The organism is Pantoea dispersa, assembly GCF_035783935.1.
In the GTDB taxonomy this organism is placed as follows: domain Bacteria; phylum Pseudomonadota; class Gammaproteobacteria; order Enterobacterales; family Enterobacteriaceae; genus Pantoea; species Pantoea dispersa_C.
Map to the genome: position 1 here is coordinate 680,302 of NZ_JALKOV010000001.1, position 19,244 is coordinate 699,545.

General features: G+C 59.2%; 18 protein-coding genes. 5 read left to right on the plus strand and 13 right to left on the minus strand.

Going from position 1 to position 19,244, the window contains the following annotated elements; all coding sequences use genetic code 11:
• Positions 1 to 4 precede the first annotated feature (4 nt).
• The 3 genes from gstA to dtpA form a co-directional block, all read right to left on the minus strand.
• A complete protein-coding gene (gene gstA / locus MXF20_RS03405; protein ID WP_325967950.1) occupies positions 5 to 610 on the minus strand; it encodes a glutathione transferase GstA in 606 nt (201 codons plus the stop codon).
• Positions 611 to 683: 73 nt separating this feature from the next.
• The gene (locus MXF20_RS03410; RefSeq protein WP_325967668.1) at positions 684 to 1,592 is read right to left on the minus strand and encodes a LysR family transcriptional regulator; all 909 of its coding nucleotides are present in this window, start codon (positions 1,590 to 1,592) and stop codon (positions 684 to 686) included.
• A 121-nt stretch (positions 1,593 to 1,713) separates the two neighbouring features.
• Complete coding sequence (gene dtpA, locus MXF20_RS03415; RefSeq protein ID WP_325967669.1) at positions 1,714 to 3,219, minus strand: dipeptide/tripeptide permease DtpA; 1,506 nt, start codon at positions 3,217 to 3,219, stop codon at positions 1,714 to 1,716.
• Between the two features lie 673 nt (positions 3,220 to 3,892).
• Between dtpA and MXF20_RS03420 the strand changes: the two genes are divergently transcribed.
• Complete coding sequence (locus tag MXF20_RS03420) at positions 3,893 to 4,543, plus strand: CTP synthase (protein ID WP_325967670.1); 651 nt, start codon at positions 3,893 to 3,895, stop codon at positions 4,541 to 4,543.
• An 88-nt stretch (positions 4,544 to 4,631) separates the two neighbouring features.
• Here the strand turns inward: MXF20_RS03420 and nth are convergent, their stop codons facing one another.
• The 9 genes from nth to ydgT all read right to left on the minus strand — a co-directional run bounded on the left by nth (position 4,632) and on the right by ydgT (position 12,111).
• Positions 4,632 to 5,264: an endonuclease III gene (gene nth / locus MXF20_RS03425; RefSeq protein WP_325967671.1), complete on the minus strand. Its 633-nt coding sequence runs from the start codon at positions 5,262 to 5,264 to the stop codon at positions 4,632 to 4,634.
• Positions 5,261 to 5,962, minus strand: coding sequence for an electron transport complex subunit E (locus MXF20_RS03430; RefSeq protein ID WP_325967672.1), 702 nt, complete (start codon positions 5,960 to 5,962; stop codon positions 5,261 to 5,263). Before MXF20_RS03430 ends, nth begins: the two co-directional genes overlap by 4 nt.
• Complete coding sequence (gene rsxG / locus MXF20_RS03435) at positions 5,959 to 6,591, minus strand: electron transport complex subunit RsxG (protein ID WP_325967951.1); 633 nt, start codon at positions 6,589 to 6,591, stop codon at positions 5,959 to 5,961. The genes MXF20_RS03430 and rsxG overlap by 4 nt, the downstream gene beginning before the upstream one ends.
• 2 nt (positions 6,592 to 6,593) lie before the next feature.
• Entirely contained in the window at positions 6,594 to 7,652 is a 1,059-nt protein-coding gene (gene rsxD / locus MXF20_RS03440) for an electron transport complex subunit RsxD (protein ID WP_325967673.1), read from the minus strand.
• The gene (rsxC, locus tag MXF20_RS03445; RefSeq protein WP_325967674.1) at positions 7,653 to 10,064 is read right to left on the minus strand and encodes an electron transport complex subunit RsxC; all 2,412 of its coding nucleotides are present in this window, start codon (positions 10,062 to 10,064) and stop codon (positions 7,653 to 7,655) included.
• Positions 10,057 to 10,635 (minus strand): electron transport complex subunit RsxB, encoded by a 579-nt coding sequence (gene rsxB, locus MXF20_RS03450; RefSeq protein WP_021506189.1) that lies wholly within the window; start codon positions 10,633 to 10,635, stop codon positions 10,057 to 10,059. The genes rsxC and rsxB overlap by 8 nt, the downstream gene beginning before the upstream one ends.
• A gap of 1 nt (position 10,636) precedes the next feature.
• Positions 10,637 to 11,218 (minus strand): electron transport complex subunit RsxA, encoded by a 582-nt coding sequence (gene rsxA / locus MXF20_RS03455; RefSeq protein ID WP_021506188.1) that lies wholly within the window; start codon positions 11,216 to 11,218, stop codon positions 10,637 to 10,639.
• 123 nt (positions 11,219 to 11,341) lie between these two features.
• The gene (locus MXF20_RS03460; RefSeq protein ID WP_125309662.1) at positions 11,342 to 11,785 is read right to left on the minus strand and encodes a DUF2569 domain-containing protein; all 444 of its coding nucleotides are present in this window, start codon (positions 11,783 to 11,785) and stop codon (positions 11,342 to 11,344) included.
• A 110-nt stretch (positions 11,786 to 11,895) separates the two neighbouring features.
• Positions 11,896 to 12,111 carry a transcription modulator YdgT gene (ydgT, locus tag MXF20_RS03465; RefSeq protein WP_010618950.1) on the minus strand — a complete coding sequence of 72 codons (216 nt, stop codon included), beginning with the start codon at positions 12,109 to 12,111 and terminating at the stop codon, positions 11,896 to 11,898.
• Between the two features lie 674 nt (positions 12,112 to 12,785).
• On the opposite strand from ydgT, the gene ytfQ reads away from it, so the two are divergent.
• From ytfQ to yjfF, 4 genes are read left to right on the plus strand one after another with little or no spacing between them, the layout of a single operon-like run.
• Entirely contained in the window at positions 12,786 to 13,742 is a 957-nt protein-coding gene (gene ytfQ, locus MXF20_RS03470; protein WP_021506185.1) for a galactofuranose ABC transporter, galactofuranose-binding protein YtfQ, read from the plus strand.
• Positions 13,743 to 13,796: 54 nt separating this feature from the next.
• Positions 13,797 to 15,317: a sugar ABC transporter ATP-binding protein gene (locus MXF20_RS03475; protein ID WP_264239678.1), complete on the plus strand. Its 1,521-nt coding sequence runs from the start codon at positions 13,797 to 13,799 to the stop codon at positions 15,315 to 15,317.
• Entirely contained in the window at positions 15,310 to 16,326 is a 1,017-nt protein-coding gene (gene ytfT, locus MXF20_RS03480) for a galactofuranose ABC transporter, ATP-binding protein YtfT (protein WP_325967675.1), read from the plus strand. The genes MXF20_RS03475 and ytfT overlap by 8 nt, the downstream gene beginning before the upstream one ends.
• Positions 16,323 to 17,309 (plus strand): galactofuranose ABC transporter, permease protein YjfF, encoded by a 987-nt coding sequence (gene yjfF / locus MXF20_RS03485; RefSeq protein WP_275025017.1) that lies wholly within the window; start codon positions 16,323 to 16,325, stop codon positions 17,307 to 17,309. The genes ytfT and yjfF overlap by 4 nt, the downstream gene beginning before the upstream one ends.
• 436 nt (positions 17,310 to 17,745) lie before the next feature.
• Here the strand turns inward: yjfF and araA are convergent, their stop codons facing one another.
• Positions 17,746 to 19,236, minus strand: coding sequence for an L-arabinose isomerase (araA, locus tag MXF20_RS03490; RefSeq protein ID WP_325967676.1), 1,491 nt, complete (start codon positions 19,234 to 19,236; stop codon positions 17,746 to 17,748).
• Positions 19,237 to 19,244: the final 8 nt, after the last annotated feature.

The window sequence follows — 19,244 nt, forward strand, 5'->3', positions numbered from 1 at the left end:
AGCGTCAGGCCAGGCCTTCCGCTTTCAGCGCAGCCTGAACCGCCGGACGTTCCGCCACGCGCGCAAACCATGTCTCCAGCGCGCTCAGCCCTTCCAGATCCAGTTTGATGGCCTTCGCCCAGCGCGTCACCACGAACAGATAGACATCGGCGACGGTGAAGCGTAACCCCATCAGCCACTGTTTCTCCTGCAGCGCCTCGTCAACCCGTTTAAATTTCTGTTCCAGCTGTGCACGGACGATAGATTTGTACGCGTCCGGCGTATCCGGGCGGAACAGCGGTGAAAAGGTTTTATGCAGCTCACTGCTGATGAAGCTCAGCCACTCCAGCGTGTGATAGCGCGTCAGGCTGCCGGTCGGTGCCAGCAGATTGCGATCCGGTTTCAGATCCGCCAGATACTGCACAATGGCGACGCCCTCGGTCAGAATCGTGCCATCATCAAACTGCAGCGCCGGAACCTGTCCTTTTGGGTTAATCTGCCAGTAATCTTCTCCCAGCTCGGTCACTTTCTTCTGCAGATCGACGTTGACCTGCGTAAAATCCAGCCCGCACTCGCGCGCAACAATGTGCGGCGAAAGCGAGCAGGCACCGGGCTTGCAATAGAGTTTCATCATGGCCTCTCCTGATGAGTTGTAGTGATCACAGCAGCATAAAACTGCCAGCATTGTTTACCCGTGACAGCGATCAGTAATTAGGTGCGCCATCGGGAAATTCAGCGGCCGCCTGCAGGCGTGGCGGCAGCCGCGTGAGCGCGAAATCCCAGAAACAGCGGACCTTCGGCGCCATATTTTTCACCCGCTGCGCCACCAGGTGGACCGGCAGCGGTGCCGGTTCCCACGCGGCCAGCAGGCGGATCAGCGTGCCAGCCTGCAGCTCATCAATCACCTGATACGACAGCAAACGGCCAATGCCCTGGCCGCTGCGCAGCGCATCCAGCTGGCTGGCGATATCATTGACGCGCAGGCGCGGCGAAATGCGCACCCGCAAATCCCGGGCAAAGCGCCATTCGCGGGTATGGCGCACGCCAGCCACCAGTGCATGCATGCTGAGCTCGGCGGGATGCGCCGGTGAACCGGCCTGGCGCAGATAATCCGGGCTGGCGACCAGCATTGAGCGCACGTTGCCGACAGGACGCGCCACCATCGACGAATCCTGCAGCGCGCCGATGCGCACCGCAATATCCAGGCCGTTTTCAATCAGGTCCTGATAGCTGTCGCTTAAAATCAGTTCGATTTGCATGTCGGGATGCTGTTGCAGGAAGGCGTTGACCAGCGGCATCACGTGGCGACGACCACACATCACCGGCGCGGTGATGCGCAGCAGGCCGTGCAGCCCGTTGTGGTGGGCGCTGTCCAGCGCGCTCTGATAATCACTGAGCAGCCGGCGCGCCTGCTCAAACAGCTGCCAGCCGCTCGCGGTCGGTGCCAGCTGACGCGAGGTGCGTTCAATCAGGGTGGTGCCGAAACGCGCTTCCAGCGCATTTAGCGTGCGCGTAATCACCGACGGCGAACGCTGCAGGACGCGCGCCGCACCGGCCAGACTGCCCTGCTGGATAATCGCAACAAAAACCTGCAGTTCGTCAAATCTGTCCATGCAAAATCCCTGGGCTGCGCCCTGAAAGGCGAGCGTAAAGAGCGTGTTGCTTAAACTACAGCGGATGGCGGGGGAAGTGAAGGGGATAAAAAAAGCCGGGCTGAGCCCGGCTTAAAGAGGATTACTGGCTGGCGTCGGCGCGCTTCAGCTCCGCCTGCGAATCATCCTGCGTCATGCGGTTGAGCAGCGGCGCGGTGATCAGCATCAGCAGCGCGATGACGCCGGTAGCGATACCAATCTGCTGGAACACCTGGCTGTAAACCGCCAGCGAGGCATGCGGATCGGTGACGTTTTCCGGCACCGCCATCAGGTTGGCGACTTTACCGGCGATCATCGCAGCGCCAGCGGTAGTCAGGAACCACGAGCCCATAATGAAGCCCATCAGGCGCTGCGGCACCAGCTGTGCCACCATCGCCAGGCCGAGACCGGAGATCATCAGCTCGCCAATACTCTGCAGTGCATAGCTGAGGATCAGCCAGTTAACCGAGACAATACCGGCTTGGTTCGCGAATTTCGCGCCAAACGGCAGCACCAGGAATGCCGCAGAACACAGCACCATACCAATGGCGAATTTGTGCGGCATCGGCAGTTTGTCGCCCAGCTTGTTGTACACCGCTGCCAGAATCGGGCTGGCCACCATGATCCAGAACGGATTGAGCGCCTGGAACTGCTCGGGCTCAAAGGTAATGCCCAGAATGGCGTGCTCGACGTTACGGATGGCGAAGAAGTTCAGCGAGGTTGGCATCTGCATGTACAGTACGAAGAACACAATCGCTTCGACCATCAGCAGGAAGGCGACAATCATTTTGCGCCGCGCCGCGCCATGCAGCGCAAAGGCTTCTTTAGCGAACACCAGCACGATACCGATGGCGATCACGCCCAGCGTCATGCGCGCAATGCTCTGGTGATGCAGCAACCAGGTCGCCAGCGCCACCAGCGCCACCACGCCGACCAGCGTCATCAGCAGCTTACCGACCTGCAGCGGCGCAAAGTCCGGTTTGGAGCCGTAATTCTTCACCATGCGCTGGCAGAACAGGAAGTTCAGCAGGGTGATCACCAGGCCCACTACCGACAGCGAAAACGCCGCGCCCCAGCCATATTTGGCTGCCAGCCACGGCGTCAGCATCATCGAGAACAGCGAACCGATGTTGATCGACATGTAGAACATGGTGAAAGCACCGTCGATACGCGGATCGTCTTTCTCGTAGCAGGTCGACAGCAGCGAAGAGGGGTTAGCTTTAAACAACCCGCTACCCACCGCGATGGTCGCCATGCCGACATACACCATGGTGGTGTCATGGCCGGAGAAGGCAATCATGGCATAGCCCAGCGCCAGCACAATCACGCCGAGCACGATTACGCGCTTGGTGCCGAGCACTTTGTCACCCAGCCAGCCGCCAATGGCAACCAGACCGTAGACCAGTGCGCTGAACGAGGTGAACAGGGTGATGGAGTCCGCTTCGGACATCCCCAGCTGTTTCACCAGGTAGACCGCCATGATGGCTTGCAGACCGTAGAAGCCAAAACGCTCCCACAGTTCGATGGAGAAGATTAAATAGAACGCTTTCGGCTGACGGAAGGCGTTAAGGCTTACCGCCTCATCAGTGTGTTTGTTTGCAGTTGACACGTATACCTCAGTTTATACATCGCCTGTTTTACAACAGGAATTAAGTCTGCGTCGGGCTGGGTAATCCCGCGCAACATTGTTATTAGAAAGGAAAAACGGCGCCTAATTTGGCTGAATCAGGCCAACAGGGCAAGCATTTTCTGCACGCTGAAATACTTGTTACGGGTAGGGTTATGACCGGGATAATAACTTGTAAATCAGTGTTAAATATCACTGCATGAGATTATAGCAGGATAAACGTTCTTATTGCAGATCCGTCAATGGATTTTCCTGAGATAAACTGCTTTTCGCCTATCCTGCAGGACATAATACTACAGATGATTATTTAACCACGTTTTGCGCTGATAACTGGCGGTAAATCAGGCGCAATTGTCTGATTGTTGAGCATAATAAACAGCCAGGGAGTGACAGCGGGCTAATTTATTGATCCTGCGCACAAAATCATGAATTAATTAGAAATGTAAAAAAAGAAAACGGTTCCGCAGGCGGGCCTGGCCGACAAATACACCGTCTGGAGGCCAGTTGTGCGCGATAACGTCTGCCCTGTAGTCGTTTTGCGCCGCCTGAATCGTCTGCGCAGGCTATGTTCAGCGTGCTTTCTCCACCGTTACCGACATTTAGACAGCCGCGTTAAATTGCTGTAACCTCGTTTTTTCCCTGCAAGGAACTCATCATGAAGCAGTCCGTTCGTGTCGCTCTCGTGGGCGATTACCGTGCCAGTGCCGTCGCGCACCAGGCCATTCCTCCTGCCATTCAGCTTGCCGCCGCCACACTCTCCCTTGACGTAACCGCCGACTGGATCGCCACGCCGGAAATCGATTTGCCGCGTCTGCACGACTATGATGGCGTGTGGGTGGTGCCTGGCAGTCCCTTCCTGAATGATGCCGGCGTGTTCGACGTCATTCGCTGGGCGCGCGAAAGCGGTAAACCCTTTTTAGGCTCGTGCGCCGGCTTTCAGTATGCGGTGGTAGAGTATGCGCGCAATGTGCTGGGCTGGGAGGATGCTGGTCATGCTGAGACCGATCCGGATGCGCGCTGGGTGATTGCGCCGCTGGCCTGCTCGCTGGTGGAACAGCGCGGTGAGGTGACGTTTGAGCCGGGTTCACGCATCGCTCAGGCCTACGGCGCGTTACAGAGTAACGAAGGCTATCACTGCAACTTTGGCGTTAACGCTGAATTCAGCGACGCGCTGGCCACGCGCAATCTGCGCATTACCTCATGGGATTTGCAGGGGGATGTGCGCGGGGTAGAGCTGACCGATCATCCGTTCTTTGTCGCCACGCTGTTTCAGTCAGAACGCGCTGCGCTTCAGAACCGGCTGTAGCCGCTGGTGGTGGCGTGGCTGCAGGCAGCGCGCTAACGGTTATTGCTGAGAGGACGGCGCGCAACGTCGCGCCGTTGTTAGCCCGCTGTCAGTCGGTCTTTTCCGCAAATTCACACAAATCTTCAATCAGGCAGGAGCCGCAGCGCGGTTTACGCGCCACGCAGGTGTAGCGTCCGTGCAGAATCAGCCAGTGATGGCAGTCAACCTTAAACTCAGCGGGCACCACTTTGAGCAGCTTCTGCTCCACTTCCTCAACGTTTTTACCTGGCGCAAAGCGGGTGCGATTGCTGACGCGGAAAATGTGGGTATCCACGGCAATGGTAGGCCAGCCAAAAGCGGTGTTGAGCACCACGTTGGCGGTTTTACGCCCGACGCCGGGCAGGGCTTCCAGCGCCGCGCGATCTTCCGGCACCGTACCGCCGTGCTGCTCCAGCAGGATGCGGCAGGTTTTGATGACGTTTTCGGCTTTGCTGTTAAACAGCCCGATGGTTTTGATGTACTCTTTTACGCCTTCCACCCCGAGCGCCAGCATTGCCGCTGGCGTATTGGCTACCGGATAGAGTCGGGCGGTGGCTTTGTTGACGCTGACATCGGTCGCCTGCGCTGACAGTAGCACGGCGATCAGCAGCTCAAACGGCGAGCTGAAGTTGAGTTCGGTGGTCGGATGGGGATTAGCATCACGCAGCCGCGTGAGGATCTGCAGACGTTTATCCTTATTCACACAGCCTTCCCGGTTTCACCCTGCGGCACGGCAGCAGCAGCCTCAGCCTGACGCAAGGCGCGCTGCTTCATTTTCTGGTCGATCAGGTACTTGCCGGCCAGCAGCATGCCGAGGCCGATAAACGCGCCCGGCGGCAGCATCGCCAGCAGCATCGGCGAATCAAAGTGCACCACTTCGATACGCAGTGCTTTGGCCCACGGCCCGAGCAGCTGGTCAGCGCCGTTAAACAGCGTGCCGTTGCCGATCAGTTCACGTATCGAACCCAGCGTCACCATGGCGCAGGTGGCGCCCATGCCGATGGCAAAGCCATCCAGCGCAGCCAGCGGAATGCTGCTTTTTGATGCCACCGCTTCCGCACGTCCCACCACAATACAGTTGGTAACGATCAGCGGGATAAAAATGCCCAGCGACTGATACAGGCCATAGGCATAGGCGTTAATCAGCATCTGCACGCAGCTCACCACGGAAGCGATGATCATCACGTAGATCGGAATACGAATTTCGCCCGGTACCCAGCGGCGCGAAGCGGAGATCGCGCTGTTGGTGATGGTCAGCACCAGCGTGGTGGCCAGTCCCAGCCCGAGGGCGTTAGTGGCGGTGGAGGTCACCGCCAGCAGCGGACAGAGTCCCAGCAGCTGCACCAGCGCCGAGTTGTTCTTCCACAGCCCGCCGATCAGTAAGTTTTTCGCTTCACTCATGGTGCATCTCCACATTCAGGCAGCGAGGCCAGCTTCGCTGGCAGCGTTTCAATTAGCAGCGCCGCACGTTTGGTGGCGTTGACCACCGCGCGCGGCGTGATGGTCGCGCCGGTAAACTGATCAAACTGGCCGCCGTCTTTCTTCACGGCGAACGCTTTATCGTCGGCACCGTGCACCACTTTGCCGTTGAAACTGTTGATCCAGTCAGAAATGCGCAGCTCGATTTTATCACCCAGGCCCGGCGTCTCATGGTGCTCAACCACGCGCACGCCGAGCACTTTGCCGTGAAAGTCCGCGCCGACCAGCATCTGAATCGCACCAGAATAGCCATCCGGTGCCGTGGTCTCAAGCGCCGCGGCTACCGGTTGATCGCCTTTGCGCGCCACGTACAGATGATGCGGTTTGTCGTTGCCGAGCGCGCGGGTATCGGTCACCAGCAGACACTCCTGCTGAATATTGTTGTCGTACAAATCGGTCGGCACCACCTGGTCGAGCAGATTTTTCTGCTGCAGCGCCGTCTGGTGATCGACCGTCGGTTTGGTGACATAGTTGACCACGGCCGTCACGCCGGTGGTGATCACGGCAAACATGCCCAGCGTGAGCGCGTTTTTACGAATGGTTTCAATCATCATCAATCCCTGCGATGGCCATACACACGTGGCTGCGTGTAGTAGTCAATCAGCGGCACGCAGATGTTAGCGAGCAGCACCGCGAAGGCAACGCCATCCGGATAGCCGCCGAAGCTGCGAATCAGCCACACCAGCAGGCCAATCAGCGCGCCGTAAATCAGGCGGCCACGGTTGGTGGTGGAGGCGGTGACCGGATCGGTGGCAATAAAGAACGCACCCAGCATGGTCGCCCCGGAGAACAGATGCACCAGTGGTGAGTTCAGTGACTGCGGCGCAAACAGCCAGCCGAGCGTGGCGCACAGCGCCAGCGACAGCAGGAAGCTGAGCGGAATATGCCAGCGAATGGCGTTCTTCGCCAGCAGCAGCATGCCGCCGAGCAGATAGCCGAGATTGATCCACTGCCAGCCGAGGCCAGCCAGCACGCCGCTGTAAATGGGCTGCGCCAGCAGCTGTTCGGCGCTGTGCCCGGCGCGCAGGCCGGTTTTAAAGGTATCCAGCGGCGTAGCCTGGCTCACGCCATCCACACCCAGCTGTAGCTGCTGCATGCTGTCACCGGCCAGCGTATGCCCGGTAAAAATCATGCTCAGCGAATCCATGATGCCGGGCTTAATCACCTGCAGCGTTTCCGGCGGCAGCCAGCTGGTCATCTGCACCGGGAACGAGATCAGCAGCACCACATAACCGACCATCGCCGGATTGAACGGGTTCTGGCCAAGGCCACCGTACAGCTGTTTAGCGATCACAATAGCAAACACGGTGCCCAGCACCACCAGCCACCAGGGCGCGAGCGGCGGCAGACTGATGCCGAGCAGCAGCGCCGTCAGCAGGGCTGAGTTATCCGCCAGCGTCGGGACGACCGGCGCGCGGCGCAGGCGCAGAATTACGCCCTCGGTGATCCAGGCGGTAGCGACCGCCAGCAGCACCTGAATCAGGAAGCCGATGCCAAAGAAATACCATTGTGCCGCCATACCGGGCAGGGCGGCCAGCACCACCAGCAGCATGATGTTGCCGGTGCTGCGGCGGTTATGGGTATAAGGCGAACTTGCAATACGAAAAGCCATTTAGTCCTCAGTCGTCGAAGGCTGCTGCTGCGCTTTACGCGCTTTGGCACGGGCGACCGCTGCGGCAATCGCCGCTTTGCGTGGGTCGGCGGAGTCAGGAGAGGCAGCGGCCTCCACTTCAGGGGATGCGGCGGGTGCGTCAGAAGTCTGCTGCGCGGCCGCGGCTTTCTTCGCTTTGGCCCGGGCGATAGCGGCTTCGACTGCCGCTTTGCGCGGATCGACCTCAGCTGCTGGCGCTTCGGCTGCCGGCTCAGCAGCCGTCGATGCCTGCGCGGCAGCGGCTTTCTTCGCTTTGGCACGCGCAATAGCTGCTTCAACCGCCGCTTTGCGCGGATCGACTTCAGCCGCTGGCGCTTCGGCTGCCGGCTCAGCATCGGCCGGCGTCTGCGCGGCCGCGGCTTTCTTCGCTTTGGCGCGCGCAATCGCCGCTTCAACCGCCGCTTTGCGCGGATCGACCTCAGCTGCTGGCGCTTCGGCTGCCGGCTCAGCATCAGTCGATGCCTGCGTGGCAGCGGCTTTCTTCGCTTTGGCGCGCGCAATCGCCGCCTCAACCGCCGCTTTGCGCGGATCGACCTCAGCTGCCGGCGCTTCGGCTGCCGGCTCAGTATCCGTCGATGCCTGCGCGGCAGCCGCTTTCTTCGCTTTGGCACGGGCGATAGCCGCTTCGACTGCCGCTTTGCGCGGATCGCTTTCAGCCGGTACCGCATCAGCGGCTGGCTGTGCCGGCGCGGCTACTTTTTTCGCTTTAGCACGCGCAATGGCGGCTTCCACCGCCGCTTTGCGCGGATCGATCGCCTGTCGGCTCAGCGGTTCGGTTTCTGCCTGTTTCTCTGCCTGCTGCGCCAGCGCCCGGGCGTGACGCGCTTCGCGTTCTGCCGCTTCCTGCTCCGGCGTCTTCGCCGGACGCGCTTTTACGCGCTCGGTTGCTGCTTCCAGCTCTGCTTTATCGCTGCGCGCCACGCGCTGTTTGGCCTGCTCGTGACGGGCTTCCCGCGCCAGTTTTTCCCGCTCAAGGCGCGCCTGGCGTGCTTCAAAGCGTGCTTTGGCTTCGGCGGTGCGTTTGGCTTCCAGATCGATGGCGCGCAGTTCGGCTTTTTCCTGACGGTAATACTGCACCAGCGGAATATTGCTGGGGCAGACATAAGCACAGGCGCCGCACTCAATGCAGTCATCAATGTGATGGGCCCGCGCTTTGTCATGATCGCCACCCTGGCTGTACCAGTACAGCTGCTGCGGCAGCAGCTTGGCCGGACAGGCATCAGCACAGGCGCTGCAGCGGATGCAGGACTGTTCTTCCTGCGGTTGCCCCATCTCGCTGGCTGACGGCGCCAGAATACAGTTGGTGATCTTCACCACCGGCACGTTAAGGGACGGCAGGGTAAAGCCCATCAGCGGCCCGCCCATGATCACCATCTGGCGTGCGCCTGGCGTGAAACCGACCTGCTGCAGCAGATGGCTCACCGGGGTGCCGAGACGGCCCCAGACGTTGCGCGGCCGGGCAATGGCTTCGCCGGTCAGGGTAACCACGCGTTCGGTGATGGGTTCACCGTCAACGATGGCGCGCTTCACCGCCCAGGCGGTGCCGACGTTCTGCATCAGCACGCCGATATCGGTGGAGCGCCCGCCGTGCGGCACTTCCCGCCCGGTGAGAATTTTGGTCAGCTGTTTGGCACCGCCCGACGGGTATTTGGTCGGGATCACCCGCAGCTGCAGCTCGCGGTCGCCCGCCAGCGCCTGTTTCAGCGCGGCAATCGCCTCAGGCTTATTGTCTTCAATGCCAATCAGCACGCGCTCCGCCTGCAGTACCCAGGCAAGGATGCGGCAGCCTTCCAGCACTTCCGCTGCACAATCCTGCATCAGGCGGTCATCCGCCGTGATGTAAGGCTCGCACTCGGCAGCATTAATGATCAGCGTGTTGACGCCGCGCAGTCCGCCGCGCAGCTTAGTAGCGGTCGGGAAACCTGCGCCGCCGAGGCCGGCGATGCCGGCATCGTGAATGCGTTTTACCACCGCCTCGCGGCCGAGCGTGCGATAGTCCGGCTGCGGATCGCGCGGTATCCAGCGGTCTTCGTCGTCGGCGCGCAGGAAAACGCACAGCTCGGACAGGCCGGACGGGTGTGCCGTCATGTGCGGCGCGATGGCTTCAATGGTACCGGAGGTCGGGGCATGCACCGGCAGCATCCGGCCGCTGCCGAAGGTCAGCGGCTGGCCGCGCAGCACTTTGTCGCCCGGCGCCACGCAGATTTCGCCTTCGTGGCCAATATGCTGTTTTAACGGAATGATGAACTGCTCAGGCAGCGGTAACTGGCTGAGCGGTGTGCCGCTGGACTGGGTTTTCATTTCCGGCGGATGAATTCCCCCTTCGAAATCCCACAGCTTGTCTTTGCGCAGCAGTGATAACAGATTAAGCATGATGTTCTACCGGGATCACCCGTACAGGAATAGTGTCGAGATCCCACTTCCAGTTGGCCGTGGTGGTGGCAACCGGACGCATCTCAATGCAGTCGGTCGGGCAGGGAGCAACACATAAATCGCAGCCGGTGCAGACATCGCTCAGCACAGTGTGCATGGCGCGCGTGGCGCCCACAATGGCGTCAACCGGGCAGGCCTGAATACATTTGGTGCAGCCAATGCAGTTGGCTTCGTCAATCCATGCCACGGTGCGCACCGGCGTCAGCACTTCCGCGCCGCCGTCCAGCGGCTGCGGTTCAACGTTAAGCAGCTCGGCCAGCTTTAGCATGGTCTGTTCGCCGCCCGGCGCACATTTATTAATGGCTTCACCGTTATTGCCTACCGCATCAGCGTAAGGACGGCAGCCGGGATAGCCACACTGGCCGCACTGGCTCTGCGGCAGAATCGCATCGATCTGCTCAACGATCGGGTCTTCTTCCACTTCAAAGCGGCGCGAGGCGTAGCCCAGCAGGGCACCAAACACCAGTGCCAGCGCCGCCAGTACAGCTATAGCAATCCAAATCGCGGTCATATCAGAATTTCACCAGACCGGTAAAGCCCATGAACGCCAGTGCCATCAGGCCAGCGGTGATCAGGGCAATGGAACTTCCTTTGAACGGCGCCGGCACATTGGCCAGCACCAGACGTTCGCGCATGCCGGCGAACAGCACCATCACCAGCGAAAAGCCGAGTGATGCACTGAAACCGTACAGCGCCGCCTGCAGGAAGGTGTGATTGAGGTTAACGCTCAGCAGTGGCACGCCCAGCACCGCACAGTTGGTGGTGATCAGCGGTAAAAAGATGCCGAGCAGGCGATACAGCGACGGGCTGGTTTTACGCACCACCATTTCGGTGAACTGCACCACCACCGCAATCACCAGGATATAGGCCATGGTACGGAGGTAGACCAGATCGAGCGGCAGCAGAATCAGGTGATTGACCAGCCAGGCGCAAATCGACGCCAGGGTGATGACGAATGTAGTGGCAAGTCCCATGCCAATGGCCGTTTCCAGTTTTTTTGACACGCCCATAAAAGGGCAAAGGCCGAGGAATTTGACCAACACGAAGTTGTTCACCAGCACGGTGCCAATAAAGAGTAGTAAGTAATCGGTCATTTTTTAACCTGGGAAGCCTAAAGGCGATTATTATCCGGAATTGAGAGGTGCATCTCAACCTTTGCGCGATTCGTGCGCTGGCTGAGAGCACTCAGAATTAAATTCCTGACGAAAAGCGCGCCATTACGGCTGGGTAAAGGTCTGTTTCACCCGCTGTGAGCGCTTAAAGTAGGGGACAAAGACCGCGGCAGACAACAGCGCCAGCAGCAGTGTCTGGATCGCTTTACCATCGGCCACCGGCGTGAAGGCAAAGGTTTTCAGCGCCAGCAACACCGTCATCAGCAGCCAGATGATGTAGTGACGCGGCAGACGGCGCGAGCGCCGGCAAAAGATCCAGCACACCCAAATGCTGTACAGCCACACCACGGCGGCGGTCAGCAGCGATACCAGCCACTGCGTCATTAAAATACTGGCGTGGGAAAACAGCGTGGTGCGCAGTTCCGTGTCAAACAGCGGCCGCAGATAGAGCGCCACCACCAGCGCGCTGGTCAGCATTGTCATGATTAGCCAGGCCAACGGCAGCAGCAGCCAGCCGGCGATACGCGGCGGGTTTACCGATTCGGACATGTTATCCATCCTGATATAAGCAAAAAAGGCGAGGCAGAGCGTACCATGTCCAAACGGGTCACGCCCGATTCGGACAGCGTCATGAGGGCAGTAACAGGAAACGGCGCGGATTACACCACGTAGCGCCACACTGACTTGGGCACGCAGCCGAGGTCATACAGGCGGCCACCTGAAGCCAGTTCAGCACGGCGGTGATCGGCGGCGCGGTACATATTGATGATTTCGTTATCATCGGTGAGCGAATAATTGAGGTGGTCGTAGAGTTTTTCCAGACTCTCAAGATTATTCACTTTACGAAATTTCAGCAGGTAATCGAGCGCAGTCATGATTGCCATAAAAGATAGAGAACGGGGAAGTGCTCAAGTATAGGGAGCACGCGGCCAGAGTCCAGACACTGCGGTTAAAAAAATTCAAAAATCAGACAACGTGAGCTAATTCGCTCATCAAAAAAGACTTTTTTACGCTTTTGTTGTTTTAAACGCGCATTTTTGCAGGGGGCTGACGTGTTTTTGCCCCGGTCAGGCGGGCGCTGGTGAGAAAATTTAACAGGAAGCTTAAGCGGTATTCTAAACGCTATTTTTCGCACTTTTGTTGCGCTTATTTCGAAACGCAGCGGCCGCAAAAAAGCGATTAATCTGCAACGGGTTGCGCAGAATGGTGCAGCCGCGATGAAACGTCAAATCGCAAGTGTGCGAGTTATCACAAAACAGAACATTGCCTGCGGTCAGCGTGAATAACCATTCTTTACGTGTCGGTTGTAATCGTTTCCAGCACCTGCCGTCATAACCGCTTCTGTTTATTACAGTTATTTAACCTCCGCTGACATAAAGTTCAGGCGTTTTGTCCATAAGCTGCGCCAGCTGTCAGACAGGCTGATACGCGTAACCCCTTTAATTCATTCTGTTTTGTGAGGTGTGTCGCGCTTGTTTTGACGCAATTGCGCCAGGCTTGAAGCGCGTTTGTACCCCTACAGCACACTCCCTTCAGAGGAATGAAAATTATGTGGAAACGTTTACTCTTGACCACCATGGTCAGCGCCGCACTCAGCACATCGGTCCTGGCTGCCGACATGACGGTGGGCTTCTCGCAGGTCGGTTCCGAATCCGGCTGGCGTTCGGCAGAAACCAACGTGGCGAAAAGCGAAGCGCAAAAGCGCGGCATCACGCTGAAAATCGCCGATGGCCAGCAGAAGCAGGAGAACCAGATTAAAGCGGTGCGTTCGTTCATCGCCCAGGGCGTTGACGCCATCTTCATCGCGCCAGTGGTGCAAACCGGTTGGGAACCGGTGCTGGAAGAAGCCAAAGACGCCAAAATCCCGGTGTTCCTGCTGGACCGCGCCATCGTGGTGAAAGATAAATCGCTGTACATGGCGGTGGTGACGGCCGACAACGTGCTGGAAGGGAAGCTGATTGGTGACTGGCTGGTGAAAACCGTCGGTGACAAGCAGTGTAACGTGGTCGAACTGCAGGGCACCGTGGGGGCCAGCGTGGCGATCGATCGTAAGAAAGGCTTTGCCGAAGCCATCGCCGGTCACAACAACATCAAAGTGATTCGCTCGCAGTCCGGTGACTTTACCCGCAGTAAGGGTAAAGAGGTGATGGAGAGCTTCATCAAAGCGGAGAACAACGGCAAAAACATCTGCATGGTGTATGCACACAACGATGACATGGCCATCGGTGCCATCCAGGCGATCAAAGAAGCCGGCCTGAAACCGGGCAAAGATATTCTTACCGGCTCGATTGATGGTGTACCGGATATCTACAAAGCGATGCTGGCCGGTGAAGCCAACGCCAACGTTGAGCTGACGCCAGACATGGCCGGCCCGGCGTTTGACGCGCTGGAGAAATTCAAAAAAGACGGCACGCTGCCACCGAAAATCATCAAAACCGAATCGAAACTGTTCTTACCGGCTGACGCCCAGGCGGAGCTGGATAAGAAAAAAGGTATGGGTTACTGATCCCCGCAACCGCCCTTCGGGGCGGTTTTTATGACGTAAGCGAGGCAGAATCGGATGAGCAGCTACGATGAAACACCCCTGCTGAGCCTCAACGGCATCAGCAAAGGCTTTCCCGGCGTCAAAGCGCTGGATAACGTGTCGTTCAGCATCCGCAAGGGCGAAATTATGGCGCTGCTGGGTGAGAACGGCGCGGGGAAATCGACCCTGATTAAAGTGCTGACCGGCGTCTACACGCGGGATGCCGGCACCATTACGCTCAACGGCGCGGTGATTGCGCCGCACAGCACCGCCGATGCGCAGCAGATGGGCATTGGTACCGTTTATCAGGAAGTGAATCTGCTGCCGAATATGTCGGTGGCGGATAACCTCTACATTGGCCGTGAGCCGCGCCGCTTCGGCATGATCGATCGTAAGCGCATGGTGCGTGACGCCGATGCGCTGATGCGCAACTACGGTTTTGCACTCGACGTCACGCGGCCGCTCGGCCACTACTCGGTGGCGATGCAGCAGATCATTGCGATCTGCCGCGCGGTCGATCTCTCCGCGCAGGTGCTGATTCTGGATGAACCGACCGCCAGTCTCGACGCCAGCGAAGTAGAGATGCTGTTTACCCTGATGGCGCAGCTGAAAGCCAAAGGCATGAGCCTGATTTTTGTCACCCATTTTCTCGACCAGGTGTACCGCATCACCGATCGCATTACCGTGCTGCGCAACGGCCAGTTTATCGCCACGCGCGACACCGCCTCGCTGCCGCAGATTGAGCTGATCAAGCTGATGCTGGGACGCGAACTGCTGGAGACCGCGCTGCAGCGTCAGGGCAGCACGTTGCGCAGCAATCAGCCGGTGGTGTCGTTTGAAGATTACGGCAAAAAGGGCACTATCGAACCGTTTAACCTGCAGGTGCGGCCCGGTGAAGTGGTGGGCCTTGCCGGACTGCTCGGCTCCGGGCGCACCGAAACCGCCGAAGTGCTGTTTGGCATCCGCCGTGCCGATCGCGGTACTGCCACCATCAAAGGCAAAGTGCAGCACATTCGCACGCCCGCCAAAGCGTCGCGGCTTGGCATGGGCTTCTGCCCGGAAGATCGTAAAACCGACGGCATCATCGGTGCCGCCTCGGTGCGCGAGAACATCATTCTGGCGCTACAGGCGCAGCGTGGCTGGCTGCGGCCGATCAAGCGCCGTGAGCAGCAGGCGATTGCCGAGCGTTTTATCAAAAGCCTGGGTATTCGCACGCCGCACGCCGACCAGCCGGTGGAGCTGCTGTCGGGCGGCAACCAGCAGAAGGTGCTGCTGTCGCGCTGGCTGGTCACCAAACCGCAGTTTCTGATCCTGGATGAACCGACGCGCGGCATCGACGTCGGTGCCCACGCCGAGATCATTCGGCTGATTGAATCCCTGTGCGCCGACGGACTGGCGCTGCTGGTCATCTCCTCTGAACTGGAAGAGCTGGTGGGCTATGCCGATCGCGTACTGATCATGCGCGATCTGAAGCAGGTCGCCGAAATTCCGCTGGAGCAACTGTCGGTGGCGTCGATCGTCAACGCCATCGCGGACGGAGGAGCACAACATGCTTGAATCGCCTCTGACACACGAAAAACCGGAACGGCGGAAGCCGAAGCTGCCGCCGGGCATGCCGCAGATCGTCGCGCTGATTCTGGTGCTGCTGATCGACAGCCTGGTGGCGAATAACTTTTTTGCTATTCACATTCAGGATGGCCGGCTGTTCGGCAGCCCGATTGATATTCTCAACCGCGCCGCGCCGGTCGCGCTGCTGGCGATTGGTATGACGCTGGTGATCGCCACCGGCGGTATCGATCTGTCGGTAGGCGCGGTGATGGCGATTGCCGGCGCGACGGCGGCGACGCTGACGGTGGCGGGGCACAGCCTGGGGTTCATCATCCTGGCCACGCTCGGCACCGGGCTGCTATGCGGCCTGTGGAACGGCGTGCTGGTGGCGCTGCTGAAGATCCAGCCGTTCGTCGCCACGCTGATTCTGATGGTGGCCGGACGCGGTATTGCGCAGCTGATTACTCAGGGGCAGATCGTCACCTTTAACAGTGATAGCCTCGCGTGGTTTGGCAGCGGTTCGCTGTGGCTGCTGCCGGTGCCGGTATGGATCACCCTGCTGGTGGCGGTAGCGGTGTGGCTGCTGACGCGCAAAACCGCGCTTGGCCTGTTCATCGAAGCGGTAGGCATCAACCTGCGCGCAGCGCGCAATGCCGGGGTGACCGGCTGGCTGGTGGTGATGTCGACCTACGCCATCAGCGGCGTATGTGCGGCGGTGGCCGGGCTGATTGTCGCCGCCGATATTCGCGGTGCCGATGCTAACAATGCCGGCTTATGGCTGGAGCTGGACGCGATTCTGGCGGTGGTGATTGGCGGTGCCTCGCTGATGGGTGGACGCTTTAACCTGGTGCTGTCGCTGATTGGCGCGCTGATTATCCAGTCCATGAACACCGGCATCCTGCTGTCGGGCTTTCCGCCGGAGCTGAACCAGGTGGTGAAAGCGGTGGTGGTGATGTGCGTATTGCTGCTGCAGTCGCCGCGCTTTATCGCCATGCTGAAGGGGAGACGTAAACCATGATCAAGCGTCATTTGCCGTTAATGATTACCCTGCTGGTATTTGTCGCCGGCTACCTGTTTTGCCTCAGCCAGTTTCCCGGTTTTGCCTCAACGCGGGTGATTTGCAACATCCTCACTGACAATGCGTTTCTTGGCATCATCGCTGTCGGCATGACCTTTGTGATCCTGTCCGGCGGCATCGATTTGTCGGTGGGCGCGGTGATTGCCTTCACCGGCGTGTTTCTGGCGCGCATCATCGGCGATTATCATGTCGATCCGCTGCTGGCCTTTGCGCTGATTCTGGCGGCAGGCGCGCTGTTCGGCGCCATGATGGGCTGGCTGATTGATGCGTTGAAAATCCCGGCCTTTATTATCACCCTCGCCGGGATGTTCTTCCTGCGCGGCTGCAGCTATCTGGTGTCGGAAAACTCGATTCCTATCGATCATCCGCTGTATACCACGCTGTCGAGCCTGGCGTGGAAAATTCCCGGCGGCGGGCGTCTTAGCCTGCTGGCGGTGATCATGCTGGTGGTGGTGGCGGGGGGCATTCTGCTGGCGCACCGCACGCGCTTCGGTAACCAGGTGTACGCCATCGGCGGCAGTCTGACGTCGGCCCAACTGATGGGCGTGTCGACGCGCGCCACGACGATTAAAATTTACATGCTGTCGACCACGCTGGCGACGCTGGCAGGCATCGTCTTTTCTATATACACCTCGGCCGGCTACGCGCTGGCCGGCCTCGGCGTCGAACTGGATGCCATCGCTTCAGTGGTGATTGGCGGCACGCTGCTGTCGGGTGGCGTTGGCACGGTGCTGGGCACGCTGTTCGGGGTGCTGATTCAGGGGTTGATTCAGACATGGATTAACTTCGATGGCACGCTGAGTTCGTGGTGGACCAAAATTGCCATCGGTATCCTGCTGTTTGCCTTTATTGCGCTGCAGCGTCTGCTGACGGTGATGTGGGACCGTCAGCAGAACGCGCCGGTTAAGCGTTTAACGTCTTAGTCGTGATCGCATGTGTGTGTTAAGAGGTGCGCAAACTGGCGCACCTTTTTTTATGCCCTGATTCGTGGATGTTGGGTGGGGTTGCGGTTAATTGGGTGCCCGGCCCCACAAAGGCCAGCCCAATCGCAAAGAAACCCCGCATCCATGCCGATCGGCCGCGCCATCCCTGGCGCGGACGCTTTGCTATTCGGGCTGGCCTTTATGGGACAGTCAAGTTGATCATCGCTGTCATTTATGCGCTGCACGGCGTTTAAACCTGACCACTCACAGCACACGGATATGCAGGAAATAAAGGCGGGCAGTGGCGTAAAGCGTACGCCGCAGTGAGGTATTCACGCCGGCTTTACGTAACGCCTGCCTTAGTTGACTGGACCGCACGTTTCAAGCCAAAAAAAAGCCGCGATACACTCGCGGCTTGCGTCAATATCTCAGGCTATTAACGTTGCAGGCGGTAATACGCGTCGTTCCAGCGCAGCGCATCTTTGAAGGCCGGCAGGCGCGTCTCGTCATCAATTACCAGCACTTCAATGCCGTGCAACTCGCCGTACAGGTACATATCTTCCACATCCAGCGCCTGGCTGAACACCGTATGGTGCGCGCCGCCCGCCAGAATCCAGGCTTCGGAAGCGGTAGCCAGCGACGGCTGCGCACGCCACAGCGCACGGGCCACCGGCAGCTTCGGCAGCGCCTGCGGCTGTTCAATGGTATCGACCACGTTGACCAGCAGACGGAAGCGATCGCCCATGTCGATCACGCTGGCGTTCACCGCGCGGCCCGCCGGCGTCGAGAAAATCAGACGTGCCGGATCGGCTTTGCCACCAATGCCGAGGAACTGCACATCGATCAGCGGCTTCTCTTCTTTCGCAATGGAGGGGCACACTTCCAGCATGTGCGAGCCCAGCACCAAATCGTTGCCCGGCGCGAAGTGGTAGGTGTAATCCTCCATAAACGACGTGCCGCCGGCGCGCTTGCCGGCCTGCACTTTCAGGATGTGCAGCAGCGCGGCGGTTTTCCAGTCGCCTTCACCGGCGAAACCGTAGCCCTGGCCCATCAGGCGCTGTACCGCCAGACCGGGCAGCTGGGTCATGCCGTGCAGCGTCTGGAAATTGGTGGTGAAGGCTTTGCAGCCTTCGCTATCGAGGAAGCGCTTCAGGCCGAGTTCGATGCGCGCCGCATCCAGCACGTTCTGGCGCTTATCACCGTTTACAGACGCCGCCGCGCTGAACAGATACTGGCTTTCGTACTCGTCGACCAGCGCGTTGACATCGCCGTCGCTGACGCTGTTCACCACCTCAACCAGATCGCCGACGCCCCAGCCGTTAACCGCATAGCCAAACTGGATCTGTGCCGCCACTTTATCGCCTTCGGTAACCGCCACTTCGCGCATGTTGTCACCAAAGCGCGCCACCTTCAGCTGCTGACTGGCCTGCTTCGCCAGGGCGGCATTGATCCAGCGTGCAATGCGCTGCTGGCTGGTTTTATCCTGCCAGTGACCGGTCACCACGCTGTGCTGCAGTCCCATGCGCGCGCCAATGAAGCCGAACTCGCGGCCACCGTGCGCGGTCTGGTTCAGGTTCATAAAGTCCATGTCCATGCTGTCCCACGGGATCTCCGCATTGAACTGGGTGTGAAACTGCAACAGCGGCTTGTGCAAAATACTCAGTCCGCCGATCCACATTTTTGCCGGCGAAAAGGTGTGCAGCCAGGTAATGATACCGACGCACTGGCTGTCGTGATTGGCCTCGCGGCACAGCGCCAGCGCTTCATCCGGCGATTTCACCAGCGGCTTCAGCTCAAGCGGCACCGGCAGCGTACCGGCCTGATTCAGGCCGTCCATCACCTGGCGCGCATGCTGCTCGACCTGGCGCAACGTTTCCGCTCCGTAGAGATGCTGTGTACCAATCACAAACCAAACTTTCTGTTCCATTCATCGCT

What these genes read in the sequence shown, in the direction of transcription:
- gstA (WP_325967950.1), bottom strand. Translation starts at nt 610, where the DNA reads ATGAAACTCTATTGCAAGCCCGGTGCCTGCTCGCTTTCGCCGCACATT.
- MXF20_RS03410 (WP_325967668.1), bottom strand. Translation starts at nt 1,592, where the DNA reads ATGGACAGATTTGACGAACTGCAGGTTTTTGTTGCGATTATCCAGCAG.
- MXF20_RS03420 (WP_325967670.1), top strand. Translation starts at nt 3,893, where the DNA reads ATGAAGCAGTCCGTTCGTGTCGCTCTCGTGGGCGATTACCGTGCCAGT.
- MXF20_RS03430 (WP_325967672.1), bottom strand. Translation starts at nt 5,962, where the DNA reads ATGAGTGAAGCGAAAAACTTACTGATCGGCGGGCTGTGGAAGAACAAC.
- rsxG (WP_325967951.1), bottom strand. Translation starts at nt 6,591, where the DNA reads ATGATTGAAACCATTCGTAAAAACGCGCTCACGCTGGGCATGTTTGCC.
- rsxD (WP_325967673.1), bottom strand. Translation starts at nt 7,652, where the DNA reads ATGGCTTTTCGTATTGCAAGTTCGCCTTATACCCATAACCGCCGCAGC.
- rsxC (WP_325967674.1), bottom strand. Translation starts at nt 10,064, where the DNA reads ATGCTTAATCTGTTATCACTGCTGCGCAAAGACAAGCTGTGGGATTTC.
- rsxB (WP_021506189.1), bottom strand. Translation starts at nt 10,635, where the DNA reads ATGACCGCGATTTGGATTGCTATAGCTGTACTGGCGGCGCTGGCACTG.
- rsxA (WP_021506188.1), bottom strand. Translation starts at nt 11,218, where the DNA reads ATGACCGATTACTTACTACTCTTTATTGGCACCGTGCTGGTGAACAAC.
- MXF20_RS03460 (WP_125309662.1), bottom strand. Translation starts at nt 11,785, where the DNA reads ATGTCCGAATCGGTAAACCCGCCGCGTATCGCCGGCTGGCTGCTGCTG.
- ydgT (WP_010618950.1), bottom strand. Translation starts at nt 12,111, where the DNA reads ATGACTGCGCTCGATTACCTGCTGAAATTTCGTAAAGTGAATAATCTT.
- ytfQ (WP_021506185.1), top strand. Translation starts at nt 12,786, where the DNA reads ATGTGGAAACGTTTACTCTTGACCACCATGGTCAGCGCCGCACTCAGC.
- MXF20_RS03475 (WP_264239678.1), top strand. Translation starts at nt 13,797, where the DNA reads ATGAGCAGCTACGATGAAACACCCCTGCTGAGCCTCAACGGCATCAGC.
- ytfT (WP_325967675.1), top strand. Translation starts at nt 15,310, where the DNA reads ATGCTTGAATCGCCTCTGACACACGAAAAACCGGAACGGCGGAAGCCG.
- yjfF (WP_275025017.1), top strand. Translation starts at nt 16,323, where the DNA reads ATGATCAAGCGTCATTTGCCGTTAATGATTACCCTGCTGGTATTTGTC.
- araA (WP_325967676.1), bottom strand. Translation starts at nt 19,236, where the DNA reads ATGGAACAGAAAGTTTGGTTTGTGATTGGTACACAGCATCTCTACGGA.